Genomic DNA, 20,702 nt, shown 5'->3' on the forward strand with positions numbered 1-20,702 from the left:
ATTTTAGTATAAACCAAGTTAGATCGCAGAAAATCATTTTCTGCGATCTATACTATAAAAATAAGATAGATTATGCGATTAGAACCTCTTGATGTATATAACTATTTGTATAAAAGGCAAATAGTAGATGCTTCTGAAGTTATAAAAGGAAATTATTTAATCCAACCAGTCAGAACAAGAAATAATATTATGAAAATAGTGATTGGACCTAATAATTCTCTTTTTATAAAACAAATGGCTTCAGACCTTAAAACAAATAATTTATTTGAAAGAGAAATAAATACATATCATTTGTTTAAAGAAAATAAATCACTAGCCTTAATGTCTAAGTATGTTCCTCCACTTATTCATTGTGATAAAGAAAATAATATTATGGTAACAGAGCTCTTTTACGGAGCAAAAAGCTTACATGATTACTATATGAATACTAAAAAATTTGATTTAAATCTTGCTGAAGAACAAGCGAAAATTTTATCAACTTATCATGTAAGTTATAACAAACTTAATAATTTTGATAAACTTCCTAAAAACTTACCATGGATTTTACAATTAGATAAACATAAAGCTCATGAGTTTTTTGTTGGTAATAAAGCCAGTACTGCTGTTATTAGTTTGATAAAAGAAAATAACCAATTACAAGAGACGTTGATTGGTTTGGCAAAAAAATGGCAGTTTACTCACTTAATTCATGGAGATGTTAAATGGGTGAATTTTTTAATTTCTAAAGATGAACAGAGTCAAAAGTTAATTGATTGGGAATTAGCAGATATAGGAGATCCTATATGGGATATAGCAGGGTTATTACAGTCTTATATTACTGCATGGCTTTTTGGTTTTGATAATAATGACCCTTTTAATCAAAGTTTGCCTAAGGATATGGAGCCTTATGATATTAAACACATGAAACCTTCTGCTAAGGCTTTTCTTTTTAAATATTTAGAGTTGCAAAATTATCCTAGAGAATCTTATAATGCTTTTTTTATAAAAACAATGCAATTAACAGCTGCTAGAATTATACAAACTAGTGTTGAAGGAACTACTTATAGTTTAAAAGTTGAAGCTAATAATATAAGATGTGTTCAATTGGCTTTTAATATTATTAAAAATCCTCTACAAGCATTATCAGAATTGTTTAATATAAAAACAGAAGTATATGTTTAAAGATGATGTTATAGTAAAAGAATTGGTAAGAATTAATTCGCAATTAGATATTTCTAAATTTAATATTGCTTTTAGAGGACAAAACTATGAGATAACATCACAAAATGTATTAAGTAAATTAGTTCGTGTATTGTACTCTGAATGTTATGCTTTAAAAGATACTTATCAAAAAGGAGAAGTAAATAAATATAATGGAGTTATAGATTTAGATGAGATATATGTTAGTTTATTATCTAAAAATAACTATACAAAAGATAAAACTCAAGATGGTTGGTTAGTAAAAAGAAACTTGTCTAATGGTTTTTTTGAAGTAGCTAAAGAGTTAAATGTAAGAACAATTTATCAAACAGAGCTAAGGCCTAAGGAAAAAATATTAACTACTAAAGTAGGAGATATGGTGAGTCTTTTTTTTCCAAGAGAAGAAAAATATAAGCAACCAACGTTTTATTATGTAAATAGTAATCAAATTATTGATTTTAATAAAATGATGACTCGAATTTATTGGAATATTAATGATAAAGGAGCGCCAGTTCTTATAGAAAAAATCACAAAAAAACTAAATCATTATAATATCCCTTTTTTATTTAAATGCTTAAATAATCCAAAACTTTACTTTAGGCGTGATGCAGCAGTGTTGTATATAGAAAACAAAAATATGCAAGTAGTAAAATTGTTGTTGCCAGAACTTTGTGGATTAATGGAGAGTTATCTTGATGAAGATGTGCCTCTTTTTACCTATAGATATAGTAAAGGAGTAGGGATTGCTGAAAGCCCTAGTATTCATGAAAGTTTTGGTATGAATAGAATAACTACCGTTGCAGAAACTATATTGAATAACATAGGTAAAAAACTAGACTCTAATGCTATGTTAAATAACATTTCTAATGCTTTTATAAAAAAAGGAATCAATCCTGAAAAACCATTTTTGAATTCAGGATCTCAATTATTTTAAAATTAAAACAATGACCTATGAATAATATAGATAAAAATATATTTTTAGATACAGCTTGGGAAATTGGCTGTAAATTAATAAACTCAGCCATTTGGCATGAAGACTCTTGTAGCTGGCAAGGCTACTCTATAGAGGCTCTAAATGGAGAATATAAAACTGTCGTAAGAGCTTTTGGTTCTGATGTTTATTCAGGAACTTCTGGTATAGTCCTTTTCTTGGTTGCACTATATTCCGAAAAAAAGGATCCTATTTTATTAAAAACTATAGAGGGAGCTATTTCGCAAATGAAATTAAATACAACTAAATTATCTAACCATGGTTTTTATTCAGGTAAACCAGGTATTGCTTCAGCATTAATAAAAGTAGGAGAGACGCTAAATAGAAAAAAATGGATAGAAGATGGTTTAGAACTCCTCGATAGTATTACTTCTGTTTCAATTAAAAATCATGAGATAGATTTAATAAGTGGAGTAGCGGGAACTATTCCAGTATTGTTGGACGCTTATAGAAAATTCAATAAAAAAGAACTGCTTGATAAAGCGATTGAATTGGGAGATTTGTTAAATAATACAGCTAAAAAAGAAGGCCATATCTGTTCTTGGTCTACTGTGCCATCACAAAAAGATTTAACTGGGTTTTCTCATGGGGCTTCAGGAATTGCATTAGCTTTGCTGCAGCTTTATAATGTTACAGGAAGCAAAGAATATTTAAATACAGCTATAGGAGGATTTAATTACGAAAGAGTTTCTTTTGATTCTGCACAACAAAATTGGCCAGATTATAGAGATGGTGTCGTTAAGCAAGATTCAGGGAATGTATGTGGTATATCTTGGTGTCATGGAGCACCTGGAATAGCAATTTCTAGATATAGAGCTAATCAATTAATGCCAGATTCAGTATATGTTCAGGAAATGGAAATTGCACTATCTACTACTACTGCTAATGTTTATAATACACTAAATGCAGATTTAAGTAATACTAATTTTTCATTATGCCATGGTGTAGCAGGGAATTCAGATATTTTGCTAGATTGTGGTAGAGAAGAGCATGTAAAACTTGCAGAAGCAGTTGGTGTAGCGGGTATTAATAAATATCAACAAAATAATTCGTCATGGCCTTCAGGTTTAAATACTAACCAATATACACCAGGCTTAATGATGGGATTGGCAGGAACAGGGTATTTTTACATGAGACTCTATAATAAAGAGAAGTATCAATCTTTATTGTTTTCAAAATTATAAGTAATTATATTCTTAAAAAATAATTTTTATTCGTTATAAAATTCTATATACTAGATAAAATACGATTAAAATCATACAAAATAGTATTATCAATAATAGATATCTTAGGGGCTAGGTATAATTTAAATATTTCTTATGTTTTATATATGAGAAATATTTTTGTTAAAAATGATCTCTATGAATTTAAAAAAACGTTTTACGCCCTTTAAATATAGGGTTTTTAATGTTCTGTTGTTATTGTTGTTTATGCCCCAAACTATAATGCTAAGTTGTAAAACCGAGAAACAATTACAAGATGATAAAGTTGTAATTGTTGAAAATAAAACTCCAATTCTTGAATATGAAATTAAATCATCACTTGGTGAAGGTGCATTTTGGAATCATAAAACGAAAGAATTGTATTGGATAGATATCGAAGATAAAAAAATTCATATTTATAACCCTAAAACAAAAAAAAATAAATCTTTTTCTACCCCATCACGAGTAGGAACTGTTGTGCCGTATAACGAAACGGAAGCAGTTATAGCTTTAGAAGATGGTATTTATAAAATAAATACAGACCTAGGAGATTTTAGTTTGTTAGCTAACGTAGAAGCTAATATGATAGAAAATAGGTTTAATGATGGAAAATGCGACCCATCTGGAAACCTTTGGGTAGGTTCTATGCATTTAGAACAAACAAAACCTAATGCTAGTTTGTATAAAATAAATGAAGAAGGAGAGGTTTTAAAAATGCTAGGTAATATTACCATTTCGAATGGTATTGTATGGACATCTAGTGGGGAAATTATGTATTATATAGATACTCCAACAGGAAATATTAGAGCTTTTGATTTTGATGTAAAAACAAATACTATTAAAAACGAGCGTATTGTTATAAAAGTTCCTGTTTCATTAGGATATCCAGATGGAATGACTATAGATGAAGATGATATGTTATGGGTAGGTCTATGGAATGGTAATGCTGTGGCTAGATTTAACCCTATTACTGGACAGTTGATATCTAAAATAGAAATACCAGCTCATAATGTAACTTCATGTGCTTTTGGAGGAGATAATTTAGAAACTTTATATGTAACTACTGCTAGTGTAGATATGACAGAGGAAGAAAAGAAACAATATCCTTTATCTGGTTCTGTATTTAGTGTTAATCCTGGGGTTAAAGGCGTTAAAAGCTCCTTTTTTGGAAATCAAAATAATTTAAAATAAACGATGAGATGAAAATCTATAAGATAAACTATTTGCTGATTTTGGGAGTGTTGTTATTTAGTTATAATGCTACAAGTGCTCAACAAGAGCAAGATATAGAAGATAGAATTACTAAAATCATTACTAAAATGACTTTAGAGCAAAAAATAGGACAATTATCATTAAGAGGAACATCTAGTCGAACAAAAGTACTTCCTGAGGAGTTAAAACAAGACGTTAGAGATGGTAAAGTGGGAGCTTTTTTAAATGTTATGAAGGTAGATTATGTAGATGAATTACAAAAAATAGCTATAGAGGAAAGTCCATTAGGAGTACCATTAATTTTTTCAAGAGATATTATACATGGCTTTAAAACAATATTTCCTATACCTATAGGTATTGCGGCATCATGGGATAAGGAAACAGCCAAAACTTCTGCAAGAATATCAGCAATAGAAGGATCTTCTTATGGAATACGTTGGACATTTGCTCCAATGTTAGACATAGCTAGAGATAGTCGTTGGGGACGTATAGCTGAGTCTCCTGGAGAAGATCCTTATTTAGCTTCTGTACTTGCAAAAGGGTATGTAGAAGGGTTTCAAACAGATAATTTAACAAACCCTACAAGTATGGCAGCTTGTGCTAAGCATTTTATAGGATATGGAGCAGCAATAGGAGGTAGGGATTATAATACAGCTATTATTCACGAGCCTTTATTAAGAAATGTGTATTTAAAACCTTTTGAAGCAGCATTGAGTTCAGGTGTACAGACAATAATGACTTCTTTTAATGAAGTAAATGGAGTGCCAGCGTCTGGTAATAAATGGTTGTTAACAGATGTTCTTAGAGATGAGATGAATTTTGATGGATTTGTTGTTAGTGATTGGAATTCTGTTACAGAAATGATTAATCATGGTTATGCAAAAGATGAAAAACAGGCCGCTGATTTAGCAGTGAATGCAGGCTTGGATATGGAGATGACCAGTAAGTCTTATGAGTTTTATGTGAAAGAATTAATTAAAGAAGGTAAAGTAAAAGAAGATCAAATAGACTTTTTGGTTCGCAATATATTACGAGTAAAATTCAAGTTAGGTTTGTTTGAAAAACCATATCGTTCTAAAACTCATACTGGGGATTTATATTCTGAAGAACATTTAACTAAGGCAAAAACGGCAGCAATTAAAAGTACAGTTTTATTAAAAAATGAAAGTGTTTTACCGCTTAAAATGTCTGCTAAAATAGCACTTATTGGACCGTTAGCTAATGCGCCAAGAGAGCAATTAGGAACATGGACTTTTGATGGGGAAAAAGAGCATTCAGTAACACCTTTAAAAACATTTAAAGATAAGCGAGTGTCTTTTAAGTTTTCTAAAGGATTGTCTTATAGTAGAGATAAATCAACTGGCGGTTTTGAGGCAGCAATAGAAGCAGCTAAAGTTTCAGATGTAATTGTTTTTATTGCTGGAGAAGAGGCTATTCTTTCTGGAGAAGCGCATAGTAGAGCGAATATAAATTTACCAGGAAAACAAGAAGAGTTAATTAAGATATTAGCAAAAACAGGTAAGCCTATAATTTTGGTAATAATGGCAGGTAGACCAATTACTATAACTAATATTATTGATGATGTAGATGCTGTTTTAATGGCTTGGCACCCAGGAACAATGGCTGGTCCTGCAATTTATGATATTCTTTTTGGAAAAAAAGAACCATTAGGAAGATTACCAGTGACTTGGCCAAAAACTGCTGGTCAATTACCATTATTCTATAATCATAAAAATACAGGTAGACCATCAGATGCTGAGAGTTTTGTGCAAATAGATGATATACCTGTAGGCGCTTGGCAAAGTTCTTTGGGTAATACAACTCATTATTTAGATGCAGGTTTTACACCGCATTTTCCATTTGGTTACGGTTTAGGATATACAACATTTAAACTAGAACATTTAAGACTGTCAAAGACAGAAATAACAGAATCTGAGGAATTAGAGGTTTTTGTTTCTCTAACTAATACAGGTGAAAGCGCTGGTGAAGAAGTGGTGCAGTTATACTTACAGGATAAAGTTGGTAGTTTGACAAGACCAGTGAGGCAATTAAGGCGCTTTAAAAGAGTGAGGTTGAATAGCGGAGAAACGAGAATAGTTAAATTTATAATTAACCGTAAAGATTTAGAATTTGTTAATAATAGTCTTAAGCCAGTAATTGAAAAAGGGGAGTTTAATGTTTATGTTGGGCAAAATTCGGTCTCAGGTTTAGTGAAAGGTTTTGTTTTAAAATAAAATGATAATTATTGTAATGGGAGTTAGTGGTTGCGGAAAAACTACAATAGGTATGCAGCTCGCTCTAGAATTAGGTTTTGATTATTATGATGCAGATGATTTTCATCCGCAATCTAATATAGATAAAATGCAAAGAGGTAAAGCTTTAAATGATGTAGATAGAAAACCATGGTTAACTAGTCTCTCTCAAAAGCTGAGTTCTTGGGAAGACGATAATGGAGTGGTTTTAGCGTGTTCAGCGCTTAAAGAAAGTTACAGACGAATTTTGGCTTCTAATGTAAGTAATATACATTGGGTGTATTTGCAAGGCGCATTTAATACTATTGAATCGAGAATAAAAAAAAGAGCAGGGCACTTTATGAAGTCAAATTTATTAGAATCTCAATTTAATGCTTTAGAAGAGCCTAATTATGGTTTGTATGTAAATATTGAGAATAAGCCTTTAGATATTATTCAAATTATAATATCAAAAATTAAAAAATGAAAAATAGATCTTTTTTCGGGGTTATTGGATTAGGAGTTATGGGTAAGAGTTTAGCTCTTAATATTGCTGGTAAAGGGCATACACTATCTGTATATAATAGAAGCGTTAAAGGGGAAGAAGCTGTAGTTTCTGATTTTTTGGAAGAGAATAATGATATGCAAAATATCAAGGGCTTTGTTAGTATGTCAAAGTTTATAGATTCTATACAAACACCTAGGAAAATACTGATAATGATTAAAGCAGGTACAGCATTAGATGATTTAATAAAAGTGTTGTTGCCGTTATTGTCTGCTAATGACATTGTAATTGATGGTGGTAATTCTCATTACCTGGATACAAAAAAAAGAAGTGACTTTTTAAAAGCTTATAATATAAATTTTATTGGAGCTGGTATTTCTGGAGGGCAAGAAGGAGCTAAAAAAGGGCCTTCAATAATGCCTGGAGGAAGTAGAAGTTCTTATGAAAATGTTGCTGTTGTTTTAGAGTCTATAGCAGCAAAAGATAAGAATGGTAAGCCCTGTTGTTCATATATTGGGCCAGATGGTTCGGGGCATTTCGTGAAAATGGTGCATAATGGTATTGAATATGCCGAAATGCAACTGATTGCCGAAATGTATCAGATATTGTCAGTTTTTATGTCTAATGAGGATATTGCTAAAGTTTTCGAATTTTGGAATAAAGGAGAGAGTTCGAGTTATTTATTAGAGATCACAACTAACATCTTACGTAAAAAAGAAAAAGATAGTTATTTAGTTGATTTAATACTGGATAAGGCTGGTAGTAAAGGAACTGGTTCTTGGTCTAGTAAAGCTGCATTAGATATAGGAGTGCCTAATACAATGATGAATGCTGCAGTTTTTGCTCGCTATATATCGTCATATAAGTCGCTAAGAAAGCTTCTGTCTAAACAAGTGAAAAGGAGGCAGTATAGACGTGTAGAGATAAGTTTAGCGGTTTTGGAGAAGGCTTATTACTTTGCAAGAATAATTAATCATAATCAAGGGTTTCAATTAATAGAACAGGCTTCTTTGAAGTATCAATGGGAGCTTAATCTTAGTGAAATTGCTAGGGTTTGGACTAATGGATGTATTATAAAGTCTAGTTTAATGAATGAGTTGGTTCGAAATTTTAATACAACAACTTCTTTGTTTGATAATAGGTCAATTATTAAAGACTTAAACGTTAATGAAGATGCTGTTTCTGAAGTAATAAAATATGTTGTGTCTAATAGAATAGCTGCTCCAAATTTTTGTGCAGCATATAATTATTGGATTGGTATAACAACAAATCAATCTTCAGCTAATTTAATACAAGCGCAGCGTGATTATTTTGGAGCGCATACTTATAACCGTATAGATGCACCATTGGATGTGTTTTTTCATACTAATTGGAAGTGATTTATGTTAGATTCTAATCTTATTTTTGCTGTAATATTAGGGATTATCGTTCTTCTGGTGTTAATTCTTAAGTTTAAAATACAAGCTTTTATTGCGTTGCTTATAGCTAGTATTTTGGTTGGTATTATCTCGGGAATGAATCCAGTGGATATAATTAAAACAATGCAAGATGGTATGGGTAATACGCTTGGTTTTGTTGCTGTTGTAGTTGGTTTAGGTGCTATGTTTGGTGCTATTTTAGAGTATTCAGGAGGAGCAGAAGCTTTGGCTAGGTATTTATTGAGTAAGTTTGGGGAGAAAAATGCTTCTTGGGCTTTAATGTTAACCGGTTTCTTTATTGCTATTCCTGTTTTTTTTGATGTAGCTTTTATTATACTGGTGCCATTGATATATTCTTTACAGCGAAAAACAAAAAAGTCTTTGCTGTTGTATGGTATCCCATTATTAGCAGGCTTAGCAATTACACATTCATTTATTCCTCCAACACCTGGTCCAGTAGCTGTTGCAGATATTTTAAAGGCAGATCTTGGATGGGTCATTTTATTTGGATTTATAGCTGGAGTGCCTGCTGCTATAATTAGCGGACCTCTTTTTGCAAAATATATAGGTAACAAAATTCATGTTAAAGCGCCAGATTTGTTGAAAGAAAGTAGTGAGGTGTCTTCATATCCTTCAGTAGGTTTAATAATAGGTATTATAGGAATACCTATAGTGTTAATTGTCTTGAATACAGTATTAAATAGTAGTTTATTTAGTGAAAGTTTGGTGTCAGAAGATATTAAAAAATGGTTGCAAATGATAGGGCATCCTTTTTCTGCTTTAATTATAGCGAATTTAATAGCAATGTATCTTTTAGGAATTAGACGAGGAGTTAGTGGTCAGTCATTACTGAATATCACAACAAAATCTATGGAACCAGCAGGTATTATAATTTTATTAACAGGAGCCGGAGGTGTCTTTAAGCAAATGTTAGTTAATACTGGAGTAGGAGAGATGATGGCTAATTATTTTACAGATGTAGGAGTAAGTGTTTTTGTTTTTGCTTTTGTAGTTGCAGTATTGGTTCGAGTGTTACAAGGTTCAGCTACGGTAGCAATGATTACAGCTGCAGGAATTTGTGCGCCACTTTTATCTGTAAATGTGTCAGAGGTAGATAAAGCACTTTTGGTTATAGTAATAGCATCTGGAGCTTCAATATTATCGCATGTTAATGATAGTGGGTTTTGGTTGGTGAGTAAATATTTAGGTTTAACTGAAAAGCAAACATTTAAAAGCTGGACTGTAATGACAACATTGTTAGCATTAGTAGGCTTTGTGACTGTGAATGTGATCTCTATTTTTGTATAGATAGTATTTTTCACTCTTATTAATTATTTGTTTTTAATTGAATATGATTTTAAAGTGAACAAATTAGGTAGGAAAACCTTTGTGTGTAATAGAGGTATAATAATTTATTATTAATTTAAAAAGACAAGAATAATTATGTCGAAATTGGCTAAACTTTCATTAAAAGAGAAAATTGGTTATGCATTTGGAGATGGTGCGGCGAATATAGCGTGGAGAGGTGTGTCCACATTTTTATTTATTTATTATACAGATGTTTTTGGTTTAAGTCCAGCAATAGTTGGGGTCTTGTTTTTGGTAGCAAGGTTTAGTGATGGTATTAGTGATATATTGATGGGAGTTATTGGAGATCGTACTAATTCTAAATATGGAAAATTTCGCCCTTGGATTTTATGGACAGCAATTCCTTTAGGTGTTGTTTTGTCTTTATTGTTTACTGCTCCAGATTTAAGTGCTACAGGGAAAATTGTGTATGCTTATGTTACTTATATTTTGTTTACGCTTATTTATACTGCTAATAATATACCATATGGAGCGTTAATGGCTGTAATGACTGGTGATGATAAAGAGCGTACTAGCTTAGGGTCTTTTAGGATGGTTGGAGCTTTTGCGGGAGGTATGATTGTACAAGGTTTGTTGTTGTTTTTAGTGGCTTATTTTGGAAATGTAAATAGTGATATTCAAGTTGATAGATTAAGTGAAGAAAAGTTTAGAGTTGAGGTGTCTGCTTTAGATAATGTGCCTAATGCTAACATAAAAACTGAAGCAGGGATTGCAACTTTTGCATGGGAAAATGGTTCTTCAAGTGAAAAGGAAGGAACACGTGGTAAAAGTTTTGCAATGAAATCTGGCGAAAAATATACTTTTGTTGTTGAAGGTGAAGCTAATCTAGAAATCAATAATATCTCTATTATTAATCAGAAAACAGGTTATAGTAAATCAATTTATGTGTTGTCTGTTTTTTTAATAGTTTTTATGTTATTTACTTTTTATTCAACTAAGGAAAGGGTGATGCCTCCAGCAAATCAAAAAAATAACTTTGCTAAAGATTTTAAAGATTTAATAGTTAATAGGCCATGGTTGGTGTTATTAGTAGTTGGATTATTATTTAATGTATATAATTCCATTAAGCAGGGTATTGTGGTTATATATTTCACACATTATCTAAATGATCAATTGTTAACAGCAACTTATTTAATAGGACTCATGTTAGCATCCATTGGAGGAGCAATGATTACAGCTTCATTAGGTAAAAAAATTGGTAAGAAAAATCTATTTATTTATGCATTGATTTTTTCGGGTTTGGTTAATGCGTCATTGGTTTTTTGTGGTCCTGATAATATTAGTGCTATTTTTACATTAGGCCTTATATCGGAATTTGCTTCTGCAATTTTTCCAACATTATTTTTTACTATGTTAGGTGATGCAGCTGATTATTCTGAGTATAAAAACTCTAGAAGAGCTACTGGGCTTATATATTCTGCAGGTTCTTTTGCTACTAAATTTGGTGGAGGTATAGCTGGTGCTATTATAGGTTTTGTATTAGCTGCATTTAACTATAATGGCCAAGATGCTGCGTCTATATCAGGTGCTATTCCTGGTGTAGTTATGCTAATGAGTTGGGTTCCTGCTATTGTGGTAATGCTAGCTGCTAGCTTAATGTTATTGTATCCTTTAAATCAAAAGAAAATGGATGTGATAACCTTAGAGTTAAATACTAGAAGAAAGGGCTTAAAAAATGAAGCTAAAGGAAAAAACAATATGTAAAAAAAATAGCATTATTCAATTTCATCTATATAATTCAATAATGCTATTTGTAAAGATTTAATAGGCTAAAAGAGCTTCTTTGTAGTCTTTTAAGTCTAATATGTTTAGTTCGTTGTCAAGGTTTTTGATAAGAGAAATTAAATATTTAAGACTTTCAACAGGATCAGTATCTGTTGTGGTATTGTCTAATTCAGAATCTTCATCTATTGGATTGTCCTCTGGTATTGGTATAAGAAATGAATTATTTTCTTCAATATGTTCGTAAGTGTAACGAAGAACCTTTACTGCAAGAGGGATTTCTTCTTCTATAACGTAAGTTCTTAGTTTTTTAATATCCTCAATTAATGCATCTGTGTTAATACCTGTTGTTTCAAGGTTTTTTAGAATATTGTCGATTAATTTAATTGCTTTTTTGTTTTCCAAAAGATAAAATTATAAGTGTGATTAGCTATTTCTAATTATGCAAATTTATATTTTTCCTTACTTATTAGAAATCTATTCTGTGTTTTTATTTAAATTAATTTAAATAAAAACAGGATTCAATACGAATTGAATCCTGTTTTTTAGCTATTAATAATATGTAATTAAGGGATTAATTCAAAATTTGTTTCTAATACAGTATTTGAGCTACCTCCAATAAATATTTTAAATTCCCCTGGTTCAATCATGTATTCTCCTTTATTATCATAAAAACCAAGAGAGCTTTTGTTTAAGGTGAATTCAATAGTTTTTGTTTGGCCTGCTTTTAATTCAGTTAAGTTAAAACCTTTTAATTCTTTTATAGGTCTGGCTAGACTAGCTACTAGGTCTCTAATGTATAATTGAACAACCTCTTTTCCGTCTATTTTTCCTGTGTTGGTAATATCTACAGATACTGTAATATCGTCTTTAATTGAAGCGGTAGATTTACTTAATTTTAAATTACTATACTTGAAAGAGGTATAACTTAAGCCATGTCCAAAAGCATACAGTGGTGAGTTGTCTACATCAGAGTAGTGCGTCCAAAAAACCATGTTTGGGTCTTGCATTGGTTCTGGTCTACCTGTGCTTTTGTGGTTATAATAAATTGGAGTTTGTCCAACGTTTCTAGGGAATGTCATTGGTAGTTTTCCGCTAGGGTTGTAATCTCCATATAAGACTTGAGCTATAGCATTACCGCTCTGTGTTCCTAATTGCCATCCTTCTACTATTGCAGGAATATGTTTGTCTGCCCATGTTATGGCTAAAGGTCTACCATTGTTTAAAACTAAAACTATGTTTTTATTTACTTTATATACTTCTTCTAATAATTCTTGTTGTACTCCTGGTAATTGTAGGTTAGTCCTGCTTCTTCCTTCTCCACTTTGAAATCCATGCTCTCCCAGAACCATAACAACAACGTCGGCTTTTTTTGCGGCACTAATAGCGCTATTAAATTCGCTTTTGTCTGTTGTGTTTATATTTAATTCTTTGGTGAAACTGGTTTTTCCAATTGTAAGATCTGCACCTTTTTTGTAGACTAAAGAGTTGCCTTTATAATTTTGCATACCTTCTAAAACAGAAACAGCAGTGTTGTTATCTGAGGCAAGTCTCCAGCTGCCTAATGGGCTATTTTTGTCTGATGCTAATGCTCCTATAAGCACTATATTTTGCCCTTCTTTTTTTAATGGTAGTAAATTGTTTTCATTTTTTAGTAAAACAATAGACTTTTTTGCCATGTCAAGAACAGCATCATGATTTTTTTTGTTACCAATGATTTCTTTTTCTCTTGCTTCGTCGCAGTATCTATATGGGTCTTCAAATAAACCTAATTCAAATTTTACGCGTAAAATCCTTCTCACGGCGTCATCTAAAATAGATTCTTTAACGGTGCCTTCTCTTACAAGATTTGCTAGTTCTTCTATATAAGCATAAGATTCCATATCCATATCAGATCCTGCTTCAACAGCAATGCGAGCTGCGTCTTTGTTGTCTTTTGCTCTTCCCCAGGTTTTTATTTCTCCTATAGAAGCCCAATCCGAAACTATAAATCCTTTCCAATTCCATGTTCCTTTTAAAATATCACGTTGAAGATATTTGTTTGCAGTAGCAGGTATGCCGTTAAGGTCGTTAAAGGCGTTCATAAACGTTTTTACATCAGCATCTGCAGCTGCCTTAAAAGGAGGTAAAACTAAATTGTGTAATGTTGCTCCACTTATGTCTACAGTATTATAATCTTTCCCAGATTCACTAAAACCATAAGCTGCAAAATGTTTAGCACATGCGGCTATTGTGTTTGGGAGAGATAAATCGTCTCCTTGAAAACCTTTAATTCTGGCTTGAGCTATTTTACTTCCTAAATAAGGGTCTTCTCCTCCGCCTTCCATAACGCGTCCCCATTTAGCATCTTGAGAAATGTCTACCATCGGAGCGAAAGTCCAATTTATTCCTGCGGCAGAAGCTTCACTGGCTGCAATGCGAGCTGATTTTTTTATTGCTTCAGTGTCCCAACTGGCGCTTTCCGCTAATGGTATTGGGCTTAATGTTTTGTATCCATGAATAACATCAAAACCTATAATTAAGGGTATGCCTAAACGAGATTCTTCTACGGCTATTTTTTGAACAGCTCTTACTTCTTTAACACCTTTAACATTAAGCATCGAACCTACCCATCCATTTTTTAAATGCTCATACTTTTTTTCTGCATTTCCTTCAGTTGGAGTAGGGCCAGTAACGTCCCAGAAACCATTATATTGATTCATTTGACCAACTTTTTCCTCTATAGTCATTAGGTTTAATAGAGAATCTACTTTTTGTTTAATGACATTTTCTGAATTAGAATCTAAAACAGTTGATTGGTTGTTTTCTTTACATCCCATAAAAGCCGAAATTGTTAACGCTAAAATAAACACCTTTGTAAGGTGATATGTACTATTTTGTTTATAATTAATTTTCATTATAAGTTTAGTGTCTACAGTTAATATTCTTGTAGTCAATGATTTATATTTTAATGTGCAAATAAATGACATATTATTATATAAAACAGTGTAAAATTACATTAAAGAATGTCATTAAATTAAGCTTAAATAATCAATTAGTGGTATTATTTTTAATTAATACGATATTTTTTTAAATCTATAGAGTTGTTTGATAGTGTTATTTTTATTTAAAAAGTAATTAAATAGTATAGGTCTTTAGTGTTAATAATTTGATGAGTTTATAATACGCGTTTTATGCCAATAAATTCACTTTTGAATTCTGATGGTGTGCAATTATTAATTTTTTTGAATATTCTGTTGAAGTTTGCTATGTTGTTAAAACCGCATTTAAAACTGACTTCTCCAATGCTTAAATCTTCTTCTAAAAGTAATCTGGTGGCGTGACTAATACGGGTATTGTTTACATAGGTTACAAAGGTTTTTCCGGTACGATTTTTAATAAACCTATTAAAAGATACAGGGCTCATGTTTACCAGTTCAGATATTTCATTAAGAGAGATTTTGTTATGAAAATTTTCTTGAATATAGTCATAGACGATTTTTATTTTAGAGCTATTTTCAAAATCTTTCTTTTGTGAAAAAGAAGTGGAAAGCATTTTTTGATTTCTAGAATTAGATAGGTCGTAAAGTATTGAGACAAATTCTAAATAGTAGTCTATGCCTGCTATTTTGGATAGGTTCTTCAGTCTGGGTGTCATTTCGCTTATTGTTTTTTTTGAAAACAATACCCCGTGAGCAGATCTTAAAAACATGTCTTTAATGGGTTTGAATATTTTTCTGGCTAATAGTTTTTCATCTAATAAGTCGTTGTTTATGTGTATGGTTATTTCGTGTATTTTTTTGTTTGTACAGTTGTGAAGTTCCCATACATGAGGTAGATTTGGGCCTACTAAGACAAGTTCTAAATCATCTATCTCTTCAATGTGGTCACCTATAATTCTTCTAACGCCTTTGCCGTTTTTTATAAAGTTTAATTCGTATTCTGGGTGAAAGTGAATTGGGAAATCAAAATCGTCTTTAACTCTGTCGTAGACAAGGAAACTGTCTTCAGGAGTTAATTGTGTTATTTCTCTATGGATGTTTTCTAGCATGTTTATTTTGAGGTTTTTAAAGTAATAATGTTAAAAATATATTAATAATTGATAAAATCATATTAGCTATCTGAATATATCAAGGTTAGATTTGTAGTGGACGAAATAGATTATTTAATCTTATTAATTGTTAATACTATTTTGTCTATTAATATTGTAAAATTAATAATTATAAATTAAAATTTAATATATAACTAACTAATTCATAAACTATGAAAAACTATTTATTTAGAAATTTACTATTTCTAGGAGTGTTTGTGTTAAGTATAAGTGCGTATGCGCAAAGTATTTCAGGAGCAGTTTCCGATGTTAATGGTCCTTTGCCAGGCGCAAATGTTGTCGTAAAAGGGACAACAAATGGTACCACAACAGATTTTGATGGAAACTACATTTTAAATGAAGTAGATTCTAATGCTATCCTAGTGGTAACTTATCTTGGGTACTTGACTCAGGAGATTAGTGTAGCTGGTCAATCTTCTGTTAATATACTATTAGAAGAAGATGCTTCTCAATTAGAAGAAGTGGTAGTTGTAGGTTATGGTACTAAGAAAAAAGCTTTAGTGACAGGAGCTATTTCAAGTGTTAAGTCAAAAGATATTCAAACGCAATCAAACCAAAGGGTTGAACAAATTTTGCAAGGACGTGTTTCTGGTGTTACTATTACGTCTTCTTCTGGATCACCAGGAGCTACTGCTCAAATAAGAATTCGTGGTACAGGTTCAAATGGAAATACTGGGCCTTTATTTATTGTAGATGGTATGAAAGTTGGTGGTATTGAAAATATAGCGCCTAGTGATATAGCAAACATTGAAGTGCTTAAAGATGCTGCATCTACAGCAATTTATGGAACCGAAGGTGCTAACGGTATTATTTTAATCACTACAAAGCAAGGTAAAAGAGGAGAGACCAAAATTAGTTATAATACTCAAGTAGGTACTCAATCTGTAAAAACTAAAATGGAATTGATGAATGCTGATCAGTTTGTGCAGTATATGCAGGAAGCTGGACAGACAGATATTGTTAATAATGGAGTCAATACTAACTGGATAGATGAGACTTTTGATAATGCTTTCTTTCAAAGGCATGATTTATCAATTTCTGGAGGGAGTGAGAAAACAACATTCTTATTTTCTACATCTCTATTAGATCAAGATGGAATTGTAGGAAGAGATAACTCTTCATTTAAACGTTATTCTTTTAGATCTAATTTAAAAACACAAGCTAAAGATTGGTTAGAGGTTGGAGTAAATGCAGCATATACTAATATAGTTGGTAGAGGTATTCCGCAAAATAGCGATACAAGAGGTGTTATTCAAAATGCATTAATTATCGATCCTTTAACGCCAGTAACTTATGCAAATAGTTCAGATGTACCTCAAACAGTTTTAGATAATGCTAATGACTTTAATGTTCCATTGTTAACAAATAATAATGGACAGGTTTATGGTTATCCTACATACTCAGATGGTGAAGTATTAAATCCTGTAGCTTATGCTAACAGAATAGCTAATAGCAAAAATAATGATGGTAAATTACTTATGTCTGCTTATGCAAAAGTAAGATTAATGGAAGGTTTGACATTTACATCTAGATTTGGATTAGAAAGAGGTAATTTCTTTAATAAAAATGAAACTAATGTTTTATACTACGTGACATCAGAAGCTCAAAACACGCAGTATGGGATTTCCGAAAATATTACTAGAAGTACAAAATGGTTATGGGAAAACTTTGCTAACTATGAAAAATCATTTAATGAGCATAATTTTGGAGTATTATTAGGATATTCAGCAGAAGAAACAAAAGTCCCTTTTTATAGTTTATCGGCTTCATTACCAAATACTGCTGTTTTTACAGATCCATATTTTAGTAACTATACCTCTTTCAATCCAATTGGCGGAAGCTTATTTAGAGACAATTTAACCTCTGGGTTTGGTCGTTTATCTTATAATTATGCTGGTAAATATTTGTTTGAAGGATCTGGTCGTTATGATCAATCTGATAAGTTTCCAGAAAATAATAGAGGAGCATTTTTTGGAGCAGCTTCTGTTGGTTGGATAGTTTCTAAAGAAGATTTTTGGAGTGACGATTCGAAAATTAATTTCTTAAAAGTTAGAGGGAGTTGGGGACAAAATGGAAGTAAAGCTAATTTAGCAGGTAATGCAGATGTTGTTGACTTACAGGGAGTTTCACCTGGTTATCAAGGATTGCCATTAGAGTATGAAGGTGACTTAGGTATTTTATTTGGAGCTATTCCTAATAAAAACTTAGTGTGGGAAACCTCAGAGCAATTGGATTTTGGAATAGAAACAAGATCTTTTGATAATCGTCTAGATTTTAATTTAGGATATTATATAAAAGATACTAAAGATTTAGCAATTAATAATGGATTGTTAATTACTCCACCATCAGCTGGAGGTGTAATTCCAGAGTTTAATGGAGGTTCAATAAGAAATAAAGGTTTAGAGGTTGAATTAGGATGGAATGATAGAACTGATTCTGGTTTTAGTTACGGTATAAACTTAAATTTATCTACGTTAGATAATGAAGTTACCGAAATTACACGAGCAGATGGCTCATCAATTCAAGATGGATTTATTCAAGGAGCGAATGCACCTCAAAATCAAGATGGAGTTACAAGATTTGAACTAGGAGAACCAGTATGGTATTTCTATGGATATCAAACTGCTGGTGTAGATTCTGCAACTGGAGAGTTAATAAGAGTAGATCAAAATGGAGATGGTCAAATAAATAATGAAGATAAAACAAAGATCGGTTCACCACATCCAGATTTATTGTACGGAGGAAACATTACTATGGGATACAAGAACTTTGATTTTAGCCTGCTTTTTCAAGGGACTTCAGGAAATGATATAATGGCTACTTACCATCAACCAACTAGACAAAGAACAAATAAACCGTTACATTTTTTTGAAGATAGATGGACACAACCAGGTGATAACGCTACATTCCCATCGGCAGAAAGTGTTGCAGGTGATTTAAATAAGCTTTATGAAACTGATTTAGTTGTAGAAGATGGTTCTTATATGAGGATTAAACAAATTCAATTAGGATATAGTCTACCGCAGAACTTTTTGAAGAGTATATTTTTGAAAAACTTAAGATTGTATGTATCTTTAGATGACTACTTTACGTTTACAAAATATAAAGGATTAGACCCTGAAATTGGAAATTTCTCTCCAAACAGTATAGGATTAGATCGTGGATACTATCCAATTCCAGCTAAAGCAGTATTTGGACTATCTGTAGATTTTTAACCAAAAAAAACAAAAATTATGAAAAAACTATTTTTAAGTGTATTGGCTATTGCGTCACTACTATCACTAAATTCATGTGGAGATGATTTTGTAGATAACCCAAAAATTGGATCTATAAATTCCGAAAACTTTTTTGAAGATTCTGAAAATGCTAAATCGGCTATAGTTGGATTGTACGATTTAATGCAATTTACATACGGTCAAGATTGGCATAGTGCTTTTTTAGTTAAGTTATTACCAGGAGACGATGCTAATGCAGCAGGAGGAAATTCTGGAGACCAGCAACAATTACAAGATATAGATGATTATACTGCTGTATCTACCGCTAATCCTTCAATTGCTAATGTTTGGGCAAATTTCTATAAGACTATTGGTTTAGCTAATTTAATTATTGATAGGGTAGAATTAGGAAATTTACCTGATAAAGAGGCAATATTAGCAGAAGCTAAATTCTTTAGAGCATGGTCATATTTTGAACTAACAACTATGTTTGGAGACATCCCTTTAAGGAAGCAATTACCCGAAGGTGATGGAGATTTACCTATAGGTAAGTCATCTCGAGCTGATGTTTATGAGTTTATTGAATCAGATTTAACTGCTGCAATTGCTGGATTACCAGATAAAACAGCGATTGAATCAGAATATAGAGTGTCTAAAGGAACAGCACAAGCACTTATGGGAAAAATGTTAGTTTTTTCTGAAAAATATCAAGAAGCAATTCCTTTCTTTTCATCTGTGATTAGTAATCCAGCACATGATTTAGAAAATGACGTCAGTACTGTTTGGTCTCAAAGTACAGACTTTGGTAAACAATCTTTATTTGAAATAGGATATGTGTCTAATCAAAACTATGATTGGCCAGCAACTAATCTAGAATGGGGTGGAAGAGTTGAAAGTAATTTGCATATTCAATTAATGGGACCTAGAGGAGATGGTATTTTTGATTTAACAGGTACTGGATTATCAAACGGATGGGGATTTAACTTGCCTACAGCTAAATTAGTTGACGCTTTTAACGATACTGGAGACACAGTACGTAAAGCAGCAAGTATTATGGAAGAACCTGAACTTATTGCATTAGGAGGAAGTGTTAGTCCGCCAGCTGGAGGTATATGGGATTATGAAGGGGCTATTAGAGTTAAATTTGCTACTCGTCCAGAAGATACAGCTCCAACTGGAACAGGAGAATTAAATTATACAACTAACTGGAGATTGTTTCGTTATGCAGAAGTTTTACTATTAGCTGCAGAGGCTTATAATAAAGCTGGTCAAGATAGTGCTGCAAGAACAGAATTGAATAAAGTAAGAGTAAGAGCTGGTTTAGCTCCAGATAATACATCGTCTGGAACAGCGTTATTTGATGTTATTGTTAATGAAAAGTTTCTAGAGCTATCTCAAGAAGGACAACGTTTTTGGGATTTAGTTAGATGGGGAATGGCTCCAACAGAATTAACAGGTACTGGATACACAATGAAAAATAATTTATTTCCTATACCTATTAATGAAATCAATCTTAATGAAGGGCTAACGCAAGCAGATCAAAATCCTGGCTACTAAAAAATCGAATAC

General features: G+C 31.8%; 14 protein-coding genes. 11 read left to right on the top strand and 3 right to left on the bottom strand.

The genetic code is table 11. From position 1 onward, the window contains the following. Nucleotides 1-72: 72 nt before the first annotated feature. The 9 genes from Q0997_RS10915 to Q0997_RS10955 all read left to right on the top strand — a co-directional run bounded on the left by Q0997_RS10915 (nucleotide 73) and on the right by Q0997_RS10955 (nucleotide 11,810). Nucleotides 73-1,161: an aminoglycoside phosphotransferase family protein gene (locus tag Q0997_RS10915; protein ID WP_299888734.1), complete on the top strand. Its 1,089-nt coding sequence runs from the start codon at nucleotides 73-75 to the stop codon at nucleotides 1,159-1,161. After that, a complete protein-coding gene (locus tag Q0997_RS10920; protein ID WP_299888736.1) occupies nucleotides 1,154-2,113 on the top strand; it encodes a T3SS effector HopA1 family protein in 960 nt (319 codons plus the stop codon). The genes Q0997_RS10915 and Q0997_RS10920 overlap by 8 nt, the downstream gene beginning before the upstream one ends. A gap of 17 nt (nucleotides 2,114-2,130) precedes the next feature. Beyond that, complete coding sequence (locus tag Q0997_RS10925; RefSeq protein ID WP_299888739.1) at nucleotides 2,131-3,354, top strand: lanthionine synthetase LanC family protein; 1,224 nt, start codon at nucleotides 2,131-2,133, stop codon at nucleotides 3,352-3,354. Between the two features lie 177 nt (nucleotides 3,355-3,531). After that, the gene (locus tag Q0997_RS10930) at nucleotides 3,532-4,563 is read left to right on the top strand and encodes an SMP-30/gluconolactonase/LRE family protein (RefSeq protein WP_299888741.1); all 1,032 of its coding nucleotides are present in this window, start codon (nucleotides 3,532-3,534) and stop codon (nucleotides 4,561-4,563) included. 8 nt (nucleotides 4,564-4,571) lie between these two features. Beyond that, nucleotides 4,572-6,818 (top strand): glycoside hydrolase family 3 N-terminal domain-containing protein, encoded by a 2,247-nt coding sequence (locus Q0997_RS10935; RefSeq protein WP_299888744.1) that lies wholly within the window; start codon nucleotides 4,572-4,574, stop codon nucleotides 6,816-6,818. Nucleotide 6,819: 1 nt separating this feature from the next. Continuing rightward, on the top strand, nucleotides 6,820-7,302 hold the full coding sequence (locus Q0997_RS10940; RefSeq protein ID WP_299888747.1) for a gluconokinase: 483 nt from the start codon (nucleotides 6,820-6,822) through the stop codon (nucleotides 7,300-7,302). Next, entirely contained in the window at nucleotides 7,299-8,699 is a 1,401-nt protein-coding gene (gene gndA / locus Q0997_RS10945) for an NADP-dependent phosphogluconate dehydrogenase (protein WP_299888750.1), read from the top strand. Before Q0997_RS10940 ends, gndA begins: the two co-directional genes overlap by 4 nt. 3 nt (nucleotides 8,700-8,702) lie before the next feature. Then, nucleotides 8,703-10,046 (top strand): gluconate:H+ symporter, encoded by a 1,344-nt coding sequence (locus tag Q0997_RS10950; RefSeq protein ID WP_299888753.1) that lies wholly within the window; start codon nucleotides 8,703-8,705, stop codon nucleotides 10,044-10,046. A 135-nt stretch (nucleotides 10,047-10,181) separates the two neighbouring features. Continuing rightward, the gene (locus tag Q0997_RS10955) at nucleotides 10,182-11,810 is read left to right on the top strand and encodes an MFS transporter (RefSeq protein ID WP_299888756.1); all 1,629 of its coding nucleotides are present in this window, start codon (nucleotides 10,182-10,184) and stop codon (nucleotides 11,808-11,810) included. Nucleotides 11,811-11,867: 57 nt separating this feature from the next. Here Q0997_RS10955 and Q0997_RS10960 read toward each other — a convergent pair whose 3' ends face one another. The 3 genes from Q0997_RS10960 to Q0997_RS10970 all read right to left on the bottom strand — a co-directional run bounded on the left by Q0997_RS10960 (nucleotide 11,868) and on the right by Q0997_RS10970 (nucleotide 15,858). Continuing rightward, nucleotides 11,868-12,233, bottom strand: a complete 366-nt coding sequence (locus tag Q0997_RS10960) for a hypothetical protein (RefSeq protein ID WP_299888759.1) — start codon at nucleotides 12,231-12,233, stop codon at nucleotides 11,868-11,870. Nucleotides 12,234-12,394: 161 nt separating this feature from the next. Continuing rightward, nucleotides 12,395-14,647, bottom strand: a complete 2,253-nt coding sequence (gene bglX / locus Q0997_RS10965; RefSeq protein WP_299888863.1) for a beta-glucosidase BglX — start codon at nucleotides 14,645-14,647, stop codon at nucleotides 12,395-12,397. Nucleotides 14,648-14,985: 338 nt separating this feature from the next. Continuing rightward, nucleotides 14,986-15,858 carry an AraC family transcriptional regulator gene (locus Q0997_RS10970; RefSeq protein WP_367180215.1) on the bottom strand — a complete coding sequence of 291 codons (873 nt, stop codon included), beginning with the start codon at nucleotides 15,856-15,858 and terminating at the stop codon, nucleotides 14,986-14,988. A gap of 212 nt (nucleotides 15,859-16,070) precedes the next feature. Between Q0997_RS10970 and Q0997_RS10975 the strand changes: the two genes are divergently transcribed. Together Q0997_RS10975 and Q0997_RS10980 are read left to right on the top strand one after the other, a co-directional pair. Next, nucleotides 16,071-19,133, top strand: coding sequence for a TonB-dependent receptor (locus tag Q0997_RS10975; protein ID WP_299888762.1), 3,063 nt, complete (start codon nucleotides 16,071-16,073; stop codon nucleotides 19,131-19,133). A gap of 18 nt (nucleotides 19,134-19,151) precedes the next feature. Then, on the top strand, nucleotides 19,152-20,690 hold the full coding sequence (locus Q0997_RS10980; RefSeq protein ID WP_299888765.1) for a RagB/SusD family nutrient uptake outer membrane protein: 1,539 nt from the start codon (nucleotides 19,152-19,154) through the stop codon (nucleotides 20,688-20,690). Nucleotides 20,691-20,702: the final 12 nt, after the last annotated feature.

Origin of the sequence: uncultured Lacinutrix sp. (assembly GCF_947500325.1) — a bacterium.
Lineage (GTDB): Bacteria > Bacteroidota > Bacteroidia > Flavobacteriales > Flavobacteriaceae > Lacinutrix.